The sequence below is a fragment of the Paracoccus aurantiacus genome, assembly GCF_007993065.1.
GTDB classification, from domain to species: Bacteria; Pseudomonadota; Alphaproteobacteria; order Rhodobacterales; family Rhodobacteraceae; genus Paracoccus; species Paracoccus aurantiacus.
Genome location: NZ_VOPL01000001.1, coordinates 435,393 through 450,694, shown reverse-complemented (window position 1 = coordinate 450,694; position 15,302 = coordinate 435,393). Strand labels below are relative to the sequence as shown.

Genomic DNA, 15,302 nt, shown 5'->3' with positions numbered 1-15,302 from the left:
AACACCATATGAAATGCCTGCTCGCTTTGTCGGCGCTGCTTATCCTGTCTGGCTGTGGCGTGCCGTTCGTTCCGTTTATCTGAGAGATATCATGTCCAAGCATTTGAAAATGTATGGACTCGACTATTGTTCGACGGTGGAGAAGGCGCGCAAGGCGCTGGAAGACGCCGGTTGGGAGGTCGAGTTTCACGATGTCAAAGCCGACACGCCGGGCAAGGCGCAATGGAACGCCATGCTCGACGATTTCGGTGAAAAGCTGGTAAATCGTGCCAGCCTGACATGGCGCGGCATGTCGGAGGACGAGCGCAGCGCTGCGCCGGCGGAGATTCTTATGGCGAAGCCCGCACTGATGAAGCGTCCCGCAATCGAGGTTGACGGCAAGCATCTGCTTGGCTGGACCGCGAATGTGAAACGCGCGCTCGGGATCGACCCGTAGCGATCAGTCCTTCCACTTGATCGAACAGCCCATTGACGCGATCTGATCCTGCGGGCCTTTTCCGGTTTCGGCGATCTGACGCATGGCCTCGAACAGTTCGCGGCGCGCGTTTTCAGGCCCCGCTTGGCGTCCCGAGGCGTCCAGACGGCCACGATATTGCAACTCACCCGCGGAATTATAGCCGAAGAAGTCTGGCGTGCAGGCCGCGTCGAAGGCGCGCGCGACCTGCTGCGTTTCGTCGTAGAGATACGGGAAGGTAAAGCCATGCTTTTCGGCTTCGGCCTTCATGTGCTCCGGGCCGTCCTGCGGATAGGGTTCGACGTCATTTGACGAAATTGCCACGACGCCGATGCCGTAGTTCTGCTGAAGCTCGGCCGCGTCGCGCGTGATCCGGTCGATCACGGCCTGTACATATGGGCAGTGATTGCAGATGAACACGACCAGCGTGCCATTCTTTCCACGGATTTCGTCCGAGCGGTAAAGCCGGCCGTCAGGGTCAGGAAGCGTGAACTCTGGCATCGGCGTTCCGAAGTCGCAGACAGGTGGTGTGACGGCCATGATTTTCCCTCGTGTCTTTGCTGCCTGATCTGTAGCGCCCAAGATGGTGTCGCGGCAAGCATAGCGAAGATCGCGAACGCACTGCACGCCTTTAAGTTACATAATACCGATTATAGAAACATCCGATATATGTGAACCCCCGCGTCAGGCATCGTAAACCTCGGGCCAAGCGTTCAGGATTTTCGCCTCTCTTCACAGGACCATGTCATCGCGATGGACAAGTGCCGCGCGGCCGGCATAGCCAAGGATTTCGGCGATTTCCTCGCTGCGATGTCCTGCAATCGCGCGGGCCTCGTCGGACGTATAGCGCGTCAGGCCGCGCGCCAGCGTTTCGCCTTCGGGTCCGATAATCGCCACCGGCTCCCCCCGCCCGAAATCGCCGGCGATATGCGTGACTCCGGCGGGCAGCAGCGATTTTCCGGCCTGCAAGGCACGCGACGCGCCTGCATCCACACTGATCTCGCCTTTCGGCTTCATCGCCGCGATCCAGCGCTTTCGGGCAAGCTGCGGGTCGCCATCGGGCAAAAACCACGTGACGCGCGCGCCGCTGGCCACGGCCGAAAGCGGATGCAGGACCGAGCCTTCGGCAATCGCCATGGCGCATCCGCCCGATACCGCCGTCCGCGCCGCCATCAGCTTGGTCTTCATTCCGCCCTTCGACAGGCCAGAGACCGGATCGCCGCCCATCGATTCGATCTGCGGCGTAATGCGTTCGACCAGGGGCAAGTGACGCGCCGTCGGATCGGTCTTGGGGTTGGCGGTATAAAGGCCGTCCACATCCGACAGTAGCAGCAACTGATCCGCCCCTGCCGTGACGGCGATCTGTGCAGCAAGGCGGTCGTTGTCGCCGTAACGCATCTCATCCGTGGCAACGGTGTCGTTTTCATTCACGATCGGCACAACGCCATAGCCGAGAAGCGCCTGCATCGTCGCGCGACTGTTCAGATAACGCCGACGGTCTGTCGTGTCTTCCAGTGTCACAAGAACCTGCGCAGTCGTCACACCGTGCGGTGCCAGCGCTTCTTCATACGCGCGCGCAAGCCGGATCTGGCCGACCGCCGCCGCTGCCTGCGCCTGTTCAAGCGAAAGCGTTCCAACCGGCAAGCCCAGCACCCGCCGCCCAAGCGCGATCGAACCAGAGGACACCAGCACGACATCGGCCCCCCGCTGGCGCCAAACCGCCACGTCGTCGCACAGCGCGCGCAGCCAGTCGCCGCGCAGGCCATCCGGCCCGACAAGCAATGCCGATCCGATCTTGACGACCAGCCGTTTCGCCCGCGCGATATCCGGGCTCAGGGTTGCCACTTGCCTTCATCCTCGGACGGGGTGGCACGCGAAGGCGCGATGTCGGACCACAGCGCGCGCAGCACCTCGGGCACGCCCTGTTTCGTCACCCCGGACATGAGCAGAACCTTGGTGCCAAGCGCTTCTTCCAATGCGGCCTTTCGCTCTGCCAGGGTTTCTTCATCGACGGCGTCGATCTTGTTCAGCGCCGTCACACGAGGCTTGTCCATCAGGATTTCAGAGTAAGCGGCGAGTTCCGTCAGCACCGTCTCGGCATCCTCGACGACATTTTCGGATGTCGCGTCGATCAGATGCAGCAGCGTCGCGCAACGCTCGATATGCCCAAGGAAGCGGTCGCCGATCCCCCTGCCCTCGCTTGCGCCCTCGATCAGTCCGGGAATATCGGCGATGACAAATTCGCGCCCGTCGATCCCGACAACACCCAGATTGGGGTGCAGCGTCGTGAACGGGTAATCCGCGATTTTTGGGCGCGCGTTAGAGGTCGCGGCAAGGAATGTCGATTTCCCGGCATTCGGCAGCCCGACCAGCCCGGCATCCGCGATCAGCTTCAGGCGCAGCCAGATTGTCCGCTCGACCCCGTCCTGACCCGGATTGGCATTGCGCGGTGCACGGTTGGTCGAGGTCTTGAAATGCAGATTGCCAAAGCCGCCATTGCCGCCACGGGCCAGCACGACGCGCTGCCCCGGCTCGGTCAGATCCGCGATGACGGTTTCTTCATCCTCATCCAGAATCTCGGTTCCGACAGGCACTTTCAGCACAATGTCGTCGCCGCCTGCACCCGTGCGCTGACGCCCCATCCCGTGCTGACCGTTCCTGGCAAAGAAATGCTGCTGATAGCGGAAATCAATCAGCGTGTTCAGCCCTTCGACGGCTTCGGCCACGACATCGCCCCCGCGGCCCCCATCGCCGCCGTCGGGACCGCCATATTCGATGAACTTCTCGCGCCGGAAGCTGACCGCGCCTGCGCCGCCCGAGCCCGAGCGGATATAGACCTTCGCCAGATCGAGGAATTTCACGGCATCATCCTTGTGGGAAAACAGAGGCAAAGCGTGGGATACGCGCTTGGCGCGCGCGGTTCAACCCTGTCGCTGCACCGTTGCGAGCGCAGATTGGCTTTGCTAGCCTTTTTACGACCACAGGAGAGTTTTGATGCACGAGACGATTATTCTGGTTTCCCGCCTTCTGCTGGGCGTGCCGTTCGTGATCTGGGGCATCATGAAGCTGCGTGGCGGCGAAGCGAAGCTGGTGCCGGTTCTGAAGCGGCTTCATTTGCCGGATGCCAAAGCGCTCGCCTATCTGGTCGGCATATGTGAACTTGTCGGCGGGCTCGGCGTGATCGTCGGCTGGCCGCTCGCGCTGTTCGGCACGGCGCTGGGGCTCTGGTGCCTTGCGACGGCCTATATCGGGCACCGTGACGATGTGAACGCGCTTTTGTCACATGTCGCGATGGCTGGTGGCTTCTTTCTGGTCGCATCTGTCGGTTAGCCCTTTTTAATGCGGTGAATGCTGCCTAAATCTTGGGCCATGAACGCACCTGTCTTCGACAACAGCTATGCCGCCCTGCCCCCGCGCATGTTTGCACAGGTGGCCCCGGCCGGCTCACCCGAACCCGAATTGATTGCGCTGAACCGGCCTCTGGCAGCTGATCTGGGTCTTGATGCCGATTGGCTGGAAGGGCCTGACGGGTTGGCGATGCTGGCGGGTAACAGGTTGCCGCAGGGTGCCGCATCCATCGCGCAGGCCTATGCCGGGCATCAGTTCGGGCATCTGTCACCGCAGCTTGGCGACGGGCGCGCGCTGATGATCGGCGAGGTCGTGGCCCCGGACGGGAAGCGCTTCGATCTGCAGTTGAAGGGCGCGGGCAGAACGCCGTTTTCGCGGCAGGGTGATGGCAAGTCGTGGCTTGGTCCGGTCTTGCGCGAATATCTCGACAGTGAATTCATGGCCGCGATGGGCGTTCCCACGACCCGCGCGCTTGCCGCTGTAGCGACTGGCGAACGGGTGCAGCGCGAAACCGGGCTTCCCGGCGGGGTCATGACCCGCGTGGCCGCGAGTCACATCCGGGTCGGGACCTTCGAATATTTCGGCATCCGCGGCGACACCGAGGCCCTTCGCGCGCTGACCGAACACGTGATTGCCCGGCACTACCCGGAGGCCGGTTCGCCGCTGGAACTGTTGGAACATGTGATCGCGCGGCAGGCAGGACTTATCGCGCAATGGATGTCGCTCGGGTTCATCCACGGTGTCATGAATACCGATAACATGGCGATCTCGGGCGAGACGATCGACTATGGTCCGGCTGCGTTCATGGATGGGTATCACCCTGATACTGTCTTTTCCTCTATCGACAGACATGGGCGCTATGCCTGGGCCGAACAGCCGCATGTGGCGATCTGGAACCTCGCGCAATTCGCGTCCTGCCTGATCCCCCTCATGGGAGAGGATCAGGACCTTGCCGTCGAACGCGCGACGAAGGCCGTCCACGCATTTCCGGAAATATACCAGTCAGCCTGGCTGCGGCGCTTCTGCGCCAAGATCGGCCTGCCCCCCGGCGAACAGGCAAAGGCGCTGATCGACAGGCTTCTGGACCTGATGGCATCCGAAAAGGCGGATTTCACCCGCGTCTTCGCCGGTCTGGCAGGTTCGGGCGCGCGCGACGAATTCGTCGCACGCGAGGCGTTCGATGAATGGGCAAGCGACTGGCAGGCCCTGAAACCCGACATGGCCCTGATCGCCCGCACCAATCCTGTGCGCATCCCGCGCAATCATCGGATCGAAGAGGCAATTCAGGCCGCAGTCGAGGGGGATTTTGCGCCCTTTCACCGGCTTGATGCAGCATTGCACGCCCCATTCGATGACCGCGCCGAATGGAGCGACCTGGCCCTGCCGCCGACCGAGGCAGAGCGCGTTCGCCGCACCTTCTGCGGAACCTGAACCCACGCGGCCGTGATCGGCAGCGGCTTGTGAAAGACGCGGATTCTTCGCATCATTTTCAGGCAACTTCCGGGGATCGGCGCATGATTGTCATCGAGGAACTGAGCGCGGCAGGTTTTGCGCCCTATGGCGTCGCACTCGGCCTTGCCGCAGGCGATGACCGGCGCGCGTCCGAACAGCCGGCGTGGTTCAGCCACCCATCGGATTTCTGGCAGGAACACGAATTCAGGACGGGCACCGAGGCGACGCAGATCCTGTGGGTGATCTATCGCAATGCCGATCCGGCGATCACGCAGCTTGAGGCGCATACCATGACCGAACAGGCGCTTCTTCCGCTGACTGGCGAGGTCATCCAGATCGTTGCGGCGACGGGCGCTGACGGCAGGCCGGAGCCGGCGAGTATCAGGGCATTCCGGCTTCGTCCCGGTCAGGGTATCGTCATGTCGCCGGGCTGCTGGCATGCCACGCGCATCCCACAACAGCCGGCAACATGCGCCATGCTGACACGATCATCTACGACCCGTGACCTGATCTCGCACCTCTCCCAAGGCGCGCCGCTTGCAGAAAGCAGGATCGCCCCTGTGAACATCCGTCTTCAAGTTTCGCTGAACGAGGGATGAGCGCCTCATGAAGCTTCGCATCGCCAGCTACAACCTGCACAAGGGGCGCGGCATGACCGGCCCGCACGCGCCCGAGCGTAACCTGCAAGTGATCGCCGAGCTGCGCCCCGACATCATCACCCTGCAGGAGGTCGATTTCAGGCTCGGTGCGCGGCCAGAGGCCCTGCCCCGCGCGCTGATCTCCGAACTCACCGGGCTGGAGCCGATCCAGATGCGAACCACGGGCGAAACTTCGCTTGGGTGGCACGGGCAGTCGATCCTGATGCGCCCCGATCTCGCACGCGATGCGGTGATCCGTCGCCTGCCCCTGCCGGGGATCGAACCGCGCGGCGCCTTGGCGGTCAAGATCGGCAATCTGACCCTGATCGGGGTTCATCTTGGCCTTGCGCGGTCATCGCGGCGCGCACAGCTTGCGCGGTTGGCGGCGAAAGCATCCCGTCTGGCCGGCGGCTCGGTCATGATGATGGGTGATTTCAACGAGTGGCGCGAGGATCGCGGGCTGGAATCGCTTGAAACCTTGCGCGTGATCGCGCCGGGGCCGTCTTATCCTGCGCCAATGCCGCGCCTCAGGCTGGACCGGATCGCGGTGTCGCATTGCGTCAAGGTGCTGGCGACTGGCGTCGCCGATACGCCGCTGGCGCGCCGGGCGTCGGACCATCTGCCGATCTGGGCAGAAATCACCTTGCCCTCCGCCTGATCCACGCGCGGGCAATTTGCGCCTTTCACCGCCCGCCGCCGGGCGATATACCCGGCACAACGGATCAGGAGGGACACATGACCGCGATCATCGACATCTATGCCCGTGAAATCCTCGACAGCCGGGGCAACCCGACGGTTGAGGTGGATGTAACGCTGGAAGACGGCACCATGGGTCGCGCGGCGGTGCCGTCTGGCGCATCGACCGGCGCGCATGAGGCGGTCGAGAAGCGCGACGGGGACAAGCTTCGCTATATGGGCAAGGGTGTCCTGGATGCCGTCGACAACGTGAACGGCGAAATCGCCGAGGCGCTGATCGGCGAGGACGCGACAGAGCAGCGTGGCATTGACGCCCTGATGATCGAACTGGACGGCACGCCCAACAAGGGCCGGCTGGGTGCCAACGCGATCCTTGGCGTTTCGCTGGCCGTGGCCAAGGCTGCGGCGGATGCCTCGGCCCTGCCGCTGTATCGTTATGTCGGCGGTGCCTCGGCCCATGTTCTGCCAGTGCCGATGATGAACATCATCAATGGCGGCGAACATGCCGACAACCCGATCGACATTCAGGAATTCATGATCATGCCGGTTTCCGCGGACAATATCCGCGAAGCCGTGCGCATGGGGTCCGAGGTTTTCCATACGCTGAAGAAGGAACTTTCGGCTGCGGGCCTGTCGACCGGGATCGGCGACGAAGGCGGCTTTGCCCCGAACCTGTCCAGCACGCGGGACGCGCTGGATTTCATTCTGAAAGCGGTCGAAAAGGCCGGCTACAAGCCCGGTGACGACATCATGCTGGCGCTCGACTGCGCATCCACCGAATATTTCAAGGACGGCAAATACGACATGAAGGGCGAGGGCAAGGTCCTGACCTCGGCCGAGAATGTCGATTATCTTGCAGCACTTTGTGCCGATTACCCAATCCTGTCGATCGAAGACGGCTGCGCCGAGGACGACTGGGAAGGCTGGAAGCTGCTGACCGACAAGCTGGGCAAGCAGGTGCAACTGGTCGGTGACGACCTGTTCGTGACCAACCCCGTCCGTCTTGAGGATGGGATCAAGAAGGGCTGCGGCAACTCTCTGCTGGTGAAGGTGAACCAGATCGGCACGCTATCCGAAACGCTGGACGCCGTCGCCATGGCCACCCGCGCGGGCTATACATCCGTCATGTCCCACCGTTCGGGCGAGACCGAGGACGCGACCATTGCGGACCTCGCCGTCGCCACCAATTGCGGCCAGATCAAGACCGGCAGCCTCGCACGTTCCGACCGGCTGGCGAAATACAACCAGCTGATCCGGATCGAGGAAATGCTGGGAGATGCGGCGGTTTACGCGGGCAAGTCGATCCTGCGGTGACATGATCGGATCAGGGGCGCGTTCGGCGCCCCTTTTCATTTGCGCCAAAGCAAATCGCTGAGCTTCAGTTCTTGGTGGTTTGCAGTTGATACCAAGCTCATTGAAGCTGGCTGAAACGCCCTTATCCGCGAAAGGAAGACGAAGTTGAGCCGAACCCTTCTCGTGATCGACATACAGAACGACTATTTTACCGGCGGCACCCTGCCGCTCTGGCAAGCAGAGCAAACCGAGGCACGAATTGTCGATGCCATGACCAAAGCGCGTGAAGCGGGCGACAAGATTGTGCTCGTTCAGCATATTTCCAATGCGAAAGCTGGGCTTTTTGCCCCCAACAGCAAGGGATCGGAGATCCGGCCCGCTATTCTTGACGCAGCGTCCGGCGCCCCGGTTGTCGTCAAGCATTTTGCCGACGCGTTTCAGGAAACCGAGCTAAAAGATCACCTGCAGGATGGTGACGAATTGCTGATTTGCGGCATGATGACGCAAAACTGCGTCGCGTTCACAGCCCTGTCGCGCGACGCAGATCCCTATCGGATACGGGTGATCGGCGACCTGTGCTCTGCGCCGCTGGAAGTGGTGCACGCGATCGCGCTTAACGCGATCGGATCAAAAACCGATGTGGTTACCGCCGATGAGATCGGCCTGAACTGAACCCCCGGAAGGACAGGCGCATGTGGTCTAACGAAACAGCGATAGAAATTGATGCAACGCCCGACCGTATCTGGTCCTGTTTCAGCGATGTGGCCGGATGGCCTGAATGGAATGCCGGTATCGAAAGCATAGAGCTGCTTGGCCCCTTCGAACGGGGAAGCCGGTTCATCATGAAGCCGCCAGAGATGGAACCGCTTGAGACCGAACTGGTCGAGGTGACGCCGGATGCGGGCTTCACCGATCTGACCGAACTCGGTGAAAACGCCGTGCGCGTCGAACATCTGATCGAGCCGATGACAGGGGGCGTGAGGGTCATCTATCGCGCGACCGTCAGCGGACCGCAGGCCGCTGAAATCGGCCCAATGGTCACCAGCGATTTTGCCGACGTTCTTGCCGCGTTGAAGCGCAAAGTCGAAGCGGGCTGAAGCTTATCCCGCCTCGGCCAGCCGCGCGACATAACGCGCCAGCGTATCAATCTCCAGGTTGATCTTGTCGCCGACCTTCACGTTGCCCCAAGTCGTCACTTCCTGCGTATGCGGGATCAGGTTGATGCCGAAGCGATTGCCATCAACTTCGTTCACCGTCAGCGAGGTGCCGTTCAGCGCAACCGAGCCCTTCGGCGCAATAAAGCGGGCCAGTTCCGGCGGCGCCTCGAACGTCAGGCGCAGGCTGTCGCCTTCGTCACGCATCCCGACCACCTCGGCCACGCCGTCGACATGACCGGACACGATATGGCCGCCCAACTCATCCCCGACCTTCAGCGCGCGTTCAAGGTTCAGGCGCGTGCCCTCGGACCAGCCGTTATGGCCGATATTGGTCTTGGAAATCGTTTCAGCAGAGATATCGACATCGAACCAGTCCGCGCCCTTGCCAACGACCGTCAGGCATACGCCGTTGCAGGCAATTGACGCACCCATATCCACGCCCGCCATGTCATATGCCGTGACGATCCGCGCGCGCATGTCGCCGCGTTGCTCGACCTGTGCGACCTTGCCGATATCCGTGATGATGCCCGTGAACATGAAATCTCCCGCTTTCGCTGTTTTGCCTTATCTGCCGCGGCGAAATGCGGCAAGCCGGAAGTCAACCATTGGCTAACCACGCTTGAGTCTGACTACTTCCCAACTCGCCGATAACCTGACAAAACGGCAGGACCCGTTCAGGCCATGTAGCAAACTTATGCCCCGCAGATCCCCGCCACCGCAAATGTCCAAGGACGTGACGACGATCGCGCGCGACCCGGACGTAGATGGGCGCGTCTTTCTGCTGTTGCAAGGCCCGCATGGGCCATTCTTCGACCGTCTGGGCAGGCTGCTCGTCTCGACGGGGGCGCAGGTCTGGCGGGTTGCCTTCAACGCTGGCGATGCGTTTTTCTGGAAGGATCGCGACCGGCTGATCCGCTATCGCGGCAATCCCGGCGACTGGCCGGAGGAGCTCCGGCGCATCATCACCGAAAAGGGCGTCACGGATATCGTGCTTTATGGCGACGTGCGGCCGGTGCATGCGGCGGCGCGCTCTGCCGCGCAGGAATTGGGCCTGACATTGCACGTCTTCGAAGAAGGCTATCTCAGACCTTTCTGGATTACGTATGAGCGTGGCGGCGCGAACGGTTTTTCACGCCTCATGCAGATCACCCTGCCCCAGATGCGCGCCGCTCTGCGCGGCGCTCAGGGCGATATTCCGCGCCCTCCGGCTGCCTGGGGCGATATGCGGCAGCACAAATTCTATGGCGCGCTCTACCATTTTCTGCTGCTTATCGCGAATGGTGACTTTCCCGGCTATCGGACGCATCGCGATATCTCAGTCTGGCAGGAGTTCCGCCTGAACCTGCGCCGGCTGATCTTTGCACCCTTCATCATGGCCGATCACTTTGTGCGCACGCGCAGGATCAGGCGCAGCGGGCACCCTTTCTCGCTGGTCCTGATGCAGTTGGAACATGATGCCAGCTTCCGCGCCCATTCCGATTATTCCGCCATGGCCGGTTTTACGGCCGAGGTGCTGGAGGCGTTTGCGGCCCATGCCCCGCGCCACCATCACATCGTTTTCAAGGCCCATCCGCTTGAAGACGGGCGCTCTCACCAACGAAGCGACATCTTTCGCAAAGCGCGAGAGCTGGGCATAACGGACCGCGTTCACCACGTGCCGGGCGGCAAGCTCGCGCTGCTTCTCGGGCAGGCGCGCTCGGTCGTCACGGTCAATTCGACTGCGGCGCAGCAGGCGCTGTGGCGCGGTTTGCCGGTCAAGGCGATGGGCCGGGCTGTGTTCGATAAGCCACAGTTGGTTGCGGTGCAAACTCTGCCGGAATTCTTCACCCATCCGCAACGGCCCGATGCGCAGGCCTACAGGCGCTATCGCGACTATCTGCTTGATACGAGCCAGATACCCGGTGGTTTCTATGCGGCACGGGCACGCGCGCCGGCGCTGCGTCTGGTCGTCGATATGATGCTTTCCCCCTACGATCCCTATGACGCTTTGGCGATCGGACGGGCTGAAACCCGCCAACAGCCAGGTTCAGATTCACGCTAAAGCGCACTGGCATATAGAAAATCGCCCGGTCCCGCGCTAACCTGCGCAACCGAGGCGCCGCGCGAGTCGGCGAGCAGCAGGAGTGATGAGTTTGACCGCCAGTGAATTTCCAACGACACCAAGGCGTGGACTGCGTCTTCCGGTGATCGCCGCCTTAGTCGCCGTGATGGCGATCAGCGGCTGCGGATTGCCCCGTTCCGGCCCGAGCAAGAAAGAAATTCTGTCGGGCGCGGTCGAGAACGGCGGCGATGCACATATCATTTTCGTCAATAACCACGTCAACCGGACAGCGAACTTCACGCCGGCTTACGGGTTCTCGAACGAGTTCCTGAATGCCGGTGCTGTCGGTGCTGACGAGATCCGGCCTGGCGATACGCTGGGTCTGATGATCTGGGAAAACGTCGATGACGGGCTTCTGGTCGGCCTCGGACAAAGTTCTACCCAGCTTCAGCAGCTTCAGGTCGACAGTCAGGGCTATATCTTCGTGCCCTATGCCGGCCGCATCCGCGCCGCCGGCAACTCGCCCGAACAGTTGCGTCAGGTCATTACATCCCGTCTGGAAAGCCAGACGCCTGACCCGCAGGTTTCGGTGACGCGCGTCGCGGGTGACGGGGCCACTGTCTCGGTCATGGGCAAGGTCTTCGGTCAGGGTGTCTATCCGATCGAACGTCCGACGCGAACGCTGTCGTCCATGCTGGCCAAGGCTGGCGGCGTGAACGTGGAACCAGAGGTCGCGGTCGTCACCGTGAAGCGGGGGCGCGAATCCGGCAAGGTCTGGCTGACCGACCTGTATTTCAACCCCAGCTACGATATCGCGCTGCGTCCCGGCGACGTCATCATGGTCGAGGAAGATCAGCGCAGCTTCACCGCACTTGGCGCGCTTGGTCAGCAGACCAAGGTTCCGCTTGGAAACGAGCAGATCAATGCGATCGAAGCCGTGGCGATGGTCGGTGGCCTGCAGACCCAGACCGGCGATCCGACCGGCGTATTCGTTCTGCGTGACGAGCCGGCACAGGTAGCCTCTGCAGTGCTTGGCCAGCCTGTCGGCGGGACACAACGGATGGTTTATGTCCTTGATCTTACACGTCCGAACGGTCTGTTCCTTGCACGTGATTTCCTCGTGCGAGATGGCGACACGATTTACGTGACCGAAGCGCCTTATGTCCGCTGGCAGAAGATCCTCGGTGCCATTACCGGCAGCGCGGGGTCCATCAACCAGCTGGAAAATATCGGCAATTGACGCCGATACGCAATGATCTGGCCGCCGGGGTTCATCCCCGGCGGCTTTTTGTATTCAATGGCGGCTTCCTGCGCGGCCCCGTGCGCCGCATTCTTGACCTTGCCGGATGGTCACCGCGTATCGGCCTGCCCGGTCCGGGTGACAGCGTGGCCGTCTGGGGCGCAGCGGGTACCGCATGGCGCGGCCGCAAGATTGCTGCATCGCGCAATGCCGGCCTCGTCCATGTCGAGGACGCGTTTCTGCGCTCGGTCCTGCCCGGACGCGAAAGGTCCACCTCGATGCGGCGTGGACCGCTGGGCCTGATCGTCGATCCCGTCGGGATTCATTTTGACCCGGACGCGCCTTCATTGATCGAGACGATGATTACCGCGGACCACTCGGCGCTTCATGCGCAGGCCCGCGACGCGATTGCGCGGATGATCGCGGCCGATATCTCGAAATACAACGCGCATTTGCCGGACGCGCGCGCGCCAGCGCCGGGCTATGTGCTGGTTGTCGATCAGGTGGCGGGCGACGCTTCGCTTCTTGGTGCCGGGCGGGACGCGTTCCTTGCCATGCTCGCGGCGGCGCGGGCAGAGAATCCGGCATCGCGCATCGTCATCCGCGCCCATCCCGAGACATCGCGCGGACTGCGAGCGGGTCATTTTACGGCGGCGGATCTGCGCAAAGATGAAGAGATTTCGGACGGTCCACTCTCACCCTGGCGGCTGCTTGCCGGCGCCAAGGCCGTTTACACCTTCTCGTCTCAGCTTGGCTATGAGGCAATGCTTGCCGCTCATCGGCCGCGCATATTCGGCGCGCCGTTTTTCGCAGGCTGGGGTCTCAGCGACGACGAACGCGAATTTGCACGGCGAAGCCCCCGGCCGATCGAGGCACTGTTCGCGGCCAGCCATCTGCTGGCCCCGATCTGGTATGATCCCTGCACTGACCGCCTGACAGATTTCGACGGCGCACTGAACCAGCTTGAGGCAGAGGCGAAGGTCTGGCGTCAGGACCATGCCGGGCATGTCGCATATGGGATGCGGCTGTGGAAACGCCCGCATATCGCGCGCGGGTTCGGTTCAGTCAGGCCCGTCCGCTTCACCCGCAAACCATCGCCGCAAGTGTCTCTGGTCTGGGCCAACAAGGCGAAAGACATTCCGGGCACCGCTGCCCTGCGCATCGAGGACGGGTTCCTGCGCTCGCGCGGGCTTGGCGCCGAACTGGTGCCCCCGCTGTCGCTTGTCGCGGATGACCTTGGCATCTATTACGATCCGACGCGGCCTTCGCGGCTGGAACATCTGATTGATACAGTGCCGCCCGCAGGCGGTGCCGTACGCGCGGCACAGCTTCGTGCGGCGCTGATCGCGGCGCGGGTCACGAAGTACAATCTTGGCGGTCAAGTCATGCTGCCTCCGTGCGACGGCAGGAAACGGATTCTCGTTCCCGGTCAGGTCGAGGATGATGCGTCGATCCGACTTGGCGCAGGGCGCGAGCGGACAAATCTGGGCTTGCTGGAACGCGTGCGGGCAGATAACCCCGACGCCTTTCTGATCTTTAAGCCTCACCCCGATGTCGAGGCAGGCCTGAGGCCGGGACAGATCGAGAGCGCGCAGCTTTCACGCCTCGCCGACCATATCGCCGCAAATTCCGATCCGGTCGCGTTGCTGTCAGAGGTGGACGAGGTCTGGACGATGACATCGACCCTCGGTTTCGAGGCTTTGCTGCGTCACATCCCGGTCACGACGCTGGGTGCGCCATTCTATGCCGGTTACGGTTTGACCCGCGATCTCGGCCCGATTCCGGAACGACGCACCGCGCGACCGGGGCTTGATGCGTTGGCCCATGCCGTTCTGATCGCCTATCCGCGCTATCTCGACCCGGTCAGTGGCCTGCCCTGCCCGCCCGAAACGGCACTGTTGCGGCTCTCCTCGGCGGACCGTCGCTGGCAGGGGCCGGGGCTGAGGCTGCTTGCCAAGGCGCAGGGCGCGCTTGCGGGGCATGACTGGATATGGCGGCGCTAGGCCCGGCGCGACCAGACCTGGCACAGGTCAGGCCCGATTGCGAAGCTGCGCACCAGATCGAAGCGCGGCGCATCTGCCAGCCGGGCCACGCGCAAAACGTCGACAGACGGCCGCGCATCCGCGCCCAGAACGATACCGGCGCTGTAAAGAACCATATCGTCGACCAGACCTTCCGCAAGCAACTGCGCGGCGAGCGCGCCGCCGCCTTCGCACAGAATGCGGGTCAATCCGCGCCCTGCAAGCCCTGCCAGACCCGATTGAAGATCGCCCGAAACCTGCCAGATCGGGCCATGCAGGGGACTTTCTGGCGGCAGCTCCGTGACAGGTCTGTCAGAGACCACGACGCGGACAGGCTGGCGCACATCGCCGTATCCACGCACGTTCAGCGACGGACGGTCGGCCCGTGCGGTCCCCCCGCCGACCATGATTGCGTCATGGCGCAGCCGCAGCAGGTGAACATGGCGCCGCGCCGTTTCCGATGTAATCCACTGACTTTCGCCGGATGCGGTGGCGATGCGGCCATCCAGACTGGTGGCGAGCTTCAGCGTCACAAGCGGCATGCCCTTCGTCACGCGCTTCAGAAAGCCGCGCTGAAGCTGCGCGGCGCGGTCCGCGCAAACCCCTTCGGTGACATCAATGCCGGCTGCGCGCAGTTTCGCATGGCCCTGCCCCGCCGTTCGCGCGTCCGGATCGGTCAGCGCCGTCACGACGCGCGCGACACCCGCATCGACAAGCGCGTCGGCGCAGGGCGGCGTAGCGCCGTGATGCGCACAGGGTTCCAGCGTGACATAGGCCGTCGCGCCGCGCGCGGCCTCTCCGGCCTGATCAAGCGCGACACGCTCGGCATGGGGCCTGCCGCCTGGCTGCGTCCAGCCCCGGCCGACGATGCGGCCGTCTCGGACCAGCACACAGCCGACTGCCGGATTTGGCCACACATTTCCCAGTCCACGCTGCGCAAGACGCAGCGCGTGCTCCATGTG

At 62.7% G+C, this 15,302-nt stretch carries 16 protein-coding genes; 11 read left to right on the top strand and 5 right to left on the bottom strand.

Annotated features, from left to right (window positions below; translation table 11 throughout):
* Positions 1-109 precede the first annotated feature (109 nt).
* Positions 110-436, top strand: a complete 327-nt coding sequence (locus FQV27_RS02215; protein ID WP_186827185.1) for an ArsC/Spx/MgsR family protein — start codon at positions 110-112, stop codon at positions 434-436.
* A gap of 3 nt (positions 437-439) precedes the next feature.
* Here FQV27_RS02215 and FQV27_RS02210 read toward each other — a convergent pair whose 3' ends face one another.
* The 3 genes from FQV27_RS02210 to obgE form a co-directional block, all read right to left on the bottom strand.
* Complete coding sequence (locus tag FQV27_RS02210; protein ID WP_147096184.1) at positions 440-994, bottom strand: thioredoxin family protein; 555 nt, start codon at positions 992-994, stop codon at positions 440-442.
* A gap of 192 nt (positions 995-1,186) precedes the next feature.
* Positions 1,187-2,299 (bottom strand): glutamate 5-kinase, encoded by a 1,113-nt coding sequence (proB, locus tag FQV27_RS02205; RefSeq protein WP_147096183.1) that lies wholly within the window; start codon positions 2,297-2,299, stop codon positions 1,187-1,189.
* Entirely contained in the window at positions 2,287-3,315 is a 1,029-nt protein-coding gene (obgE, locus tag FQV27_RS02200) for a GTPase ObgE (protein ID WP_147096182.1), read from the bottom strand. Before obgE ends, proB begins: the two co-directional genes overlap by 13 nt.
* Positions 3,316-3,448: 133 nt before the next feature.
* On the opposite strand from obgE, the gene FQV27_RS02195 reads away from it, so the two are divergent.
* The 7 genes from FQV27_RS02195 (at position 3,449) to FQV27_RS02165 (ending at position 8,978) form a co-directional block, all read left to right on the top strand.
* Positions 3,449-3,784 (top strand): DoxX family protein, encoded by a 336-nt coding sequence (locus FQV27_RS02195; protein ID WP_147096181.1) that lies wholly within the window; start codon positions 3,449-3,451, stop codon positions 3,782-3,784.
* A 39-nt stretch (positions 3,785-3,823) separates the two neighbouring features.
* Positions 3,824-5,233 carry a protein adenylyltransferase SelO gene (locus tag FQV27_RS02190; protein WP_147096180.1) on the top strand — a complete coding sequence of 470 codons (1,410 nt, stop codon included), beginning with the start codon at positions 3,824-3,826 and terminating at the stop codon, positions 5,231-5,233.
* 83 nt (positions 5,234-5,316) lie between these two features.
* Entirely contained in the window at positions 5,317-5,853 is a 537-nt protein-coding gene (locus FQV27_RS02185; protein WP_147096179.1) for an ureidoglycolate lyase, read from the top strand.
* Between the two features lie 7 nt (positions 5,854-5,860).
* The gene (locus tag FQV27_RS02180) at positions 5,861-6,550 is read left to right on the top strand and encodes an endonuclease/exonuclease/phosphatase family protein (protein WP_147096178.1); all 690 of its coding nucleotides are present in this window, start codon (positions 5,861-5,863) and stop codon (positions 6,548-6,550) included.
* A gap of 77 nt (positions 6,551-6,627) precedes the next feature.
* Positions 6,628-7,902, top strand: coding sequence for a phosphopyruvate hydratase (gene eno, locus FQV27_RS02175; RefSeq protein ID WP_147096177.1), 1,275 nt, complete (start codon positions 6,628-6,630; stop codon positions 7,900-7,902).
* A gap of 144 nt (positions 7,903-8,046) precedes the next feature.
* Positions 8,047-8,553 (top strand): isochorismatase family protein, encoded by a 507-nt coding sequence (locus FQV27_RS02170; RefSeq protein WP_147096176.1) that lies wholly within the window; start codon positions 8,047-8,049, stop codon positions 8,551-8,553.
* A gap of 20 nt (positions 8,554-8,573) precedes the next feature.
* On the top strand, positions 8,574-8,978 hold the full coding sequence (locus FQV27_RS02165; RefSeq protein ID WP_147096175.1) for an SRPBCC family protein: 405 nt from the start codon (positions 8,574-8,576) through the stop codon (positions 8,976-8,978).
* Positions 8,979-8,981: 3 nt separating this feature from the next.
* On the opposite strand, the gene FQV27_RS02160 is transcribed toward FQV27_RS02165, so the two are convergent.
* Positions 8,982-9,575 (bottom strand): riboflavin synthase, encoded by a 594-nt coding sequence (locus FQV27_RS02160; protein WP_147096174.1) that lies wholly within the window; start codon positions 9,573-9,575, stop codon positions 8,982-8,984.
* A 184-nt stretch (positions 9,576-9,759) separates the two neighbouring features.
* Here FQV27_RS02160 and FQV27_RS02155 point away from each other — a divergent pair, with 184 nt between their 5' ends.
* From FQV27_RS02155 to FQV27_RS02145, 3 genes are all read left to right on the top strand, one after another.
* The gene (locus FQV27_RS02155) at positions 9,760-11,079 is read left to right on the top strand and encodes a capsule biosynthesis protein (protein ID WP_147096827.1); all 1,320 of its coding nucleotides are present in this window, start codon (positions 9,760-9,762) and stop codon (positions 11,077-11,079) included.
* Between the two features lie 85 nt (positions 11,080-11,164).
* The gene (locus tag FQV27_RS02150; protein WP_186827184.1) at positions 11,165-12,319 is read left to right on the top strand and encodes a polysaccharide biosynthesis/export family protein; all 1,155 of its coding nucleotides are present in this window, start codon (positions 11,165-11,167) and stop codon (positions 12,317-12,319) included.
* On the top strand, positions 12,316-14,322 hold the full coding sequence (locus FQV27_RS02145; protein ID WP_246132965.1) for a capsular polysaccharide biosynthesis protein: 2,007 nt from the start codon (positions 12,316-12,318) through the stop codon (positions 14,320-14,322). Before FQV27_RS02150 ends, FQV27_RS02145 begins: the two co-directional genes overlap by 4 nt.
* Here FQV27_RS02145 and ribD read toward each other — a convergent pair.
* Positions 14,319-15,299: a bifunctional diaminohydroxyphosphoribosylaminopyrimidine deaminase/5-amino-6-(5-phosphoribosylamino)uracil reductase RibD gene (ribD, locus tag FQV27_RS02140; protein WP_147096824.1), complete on the bottom strand. Its 981-nt coding sequence runs from the start codon at positions 15,297-15,299 to the stop codon at positions 14,319-14,321. The genes FQV27_RS02145 and ribD overlap by 4 nt on opposite strands.
* Positions 15,300-15,302 lie beyond the last annotated feature (3 nt).

Bases quoted from the DNA above. Each gene is read 5' to 3' on its own strand.
- ribD (WP_147096824.1), bottom strand. From the start codon at position 15,299: ATGGAGCACGCGCTGCGTCTTGCGCAGCGTGGACTGGGAAATGTGTGG.
- eno (WP_147096177.1), top strand. From the start codon at position 6,628: ATGACCGCGATCATCGACATCTATGCCCGTGAAATCCTCGACAGCCGG.
- FQV27_RS02150 (WP_186827184.1), top strand. From the start codon at position 11,165: ATGAGTTTGACCGCCAGTGAATTTCCAACGACACCAAGGCGTGGACTG.
- FQV27_RS02215 (WP_186827185.1), top strand. From the start codon at position 110: ATGTATGGACTCGACTATTGTTCGACGGTGGAGAAGGCGCGCAAGGCG.
- FQV27_RS02190 (WP_147096180.1), top strand. From the start codon at position 3,824: ATGAACGCACCTGTCTTCGACAACAGCTATGCCGCCCTGCCCCCGCGC.
- FQV27_RS02180 (WP_147096178.1), top strand. From the start codon at position 5,861: ATGAAGCTTCGCATCGCCAGCTACAACCTGCACAAGGGGCGCGGCATG.
- FQV27_RS02165 (WP_147096175.1), top strand. From the start codon at position 8,574: ATGTGGTCTAACGAAACAGCGATAGAAATTGATGCAACGCCCGACCGT.
- FQV27_RS02160 (WP_147096174.1), bottom strand. From the start codon at position 9,575: ATGTTCACGGGCATCATCACGGATATCGGCAAGGTCGCACAGGTCGAG.
- FQV27_RS02185 (WP_147096179.1), top strand. From the start codon at position 5,317: ATGATTGTCATCGAGGAACTGAGCGCGGCAGGTTTTGCGCCCTATGGC.
- FQV27_RS02195 (WP_147096181.1), top strand. From the start codon at position 3,449: ATGCACGAGACGATTATTCTGGTTTCCCGCCTTCTGCTGGGCGTGCCG.
- FQV27_RS02155 (WP_147096827.1), top strand. From the start codon at position 9,760: ATGTCCAAGGACGTGACGACGATCGCGCGCGACCCGGACGTAGATGGG.
- FQV27_RS02210 (WP_147096184.1), bottom strand. From the start codon at position 994: ATGGCCGTCACACCACCTGTCTGCGACTTCGGAACGCCGATGCCAGAG.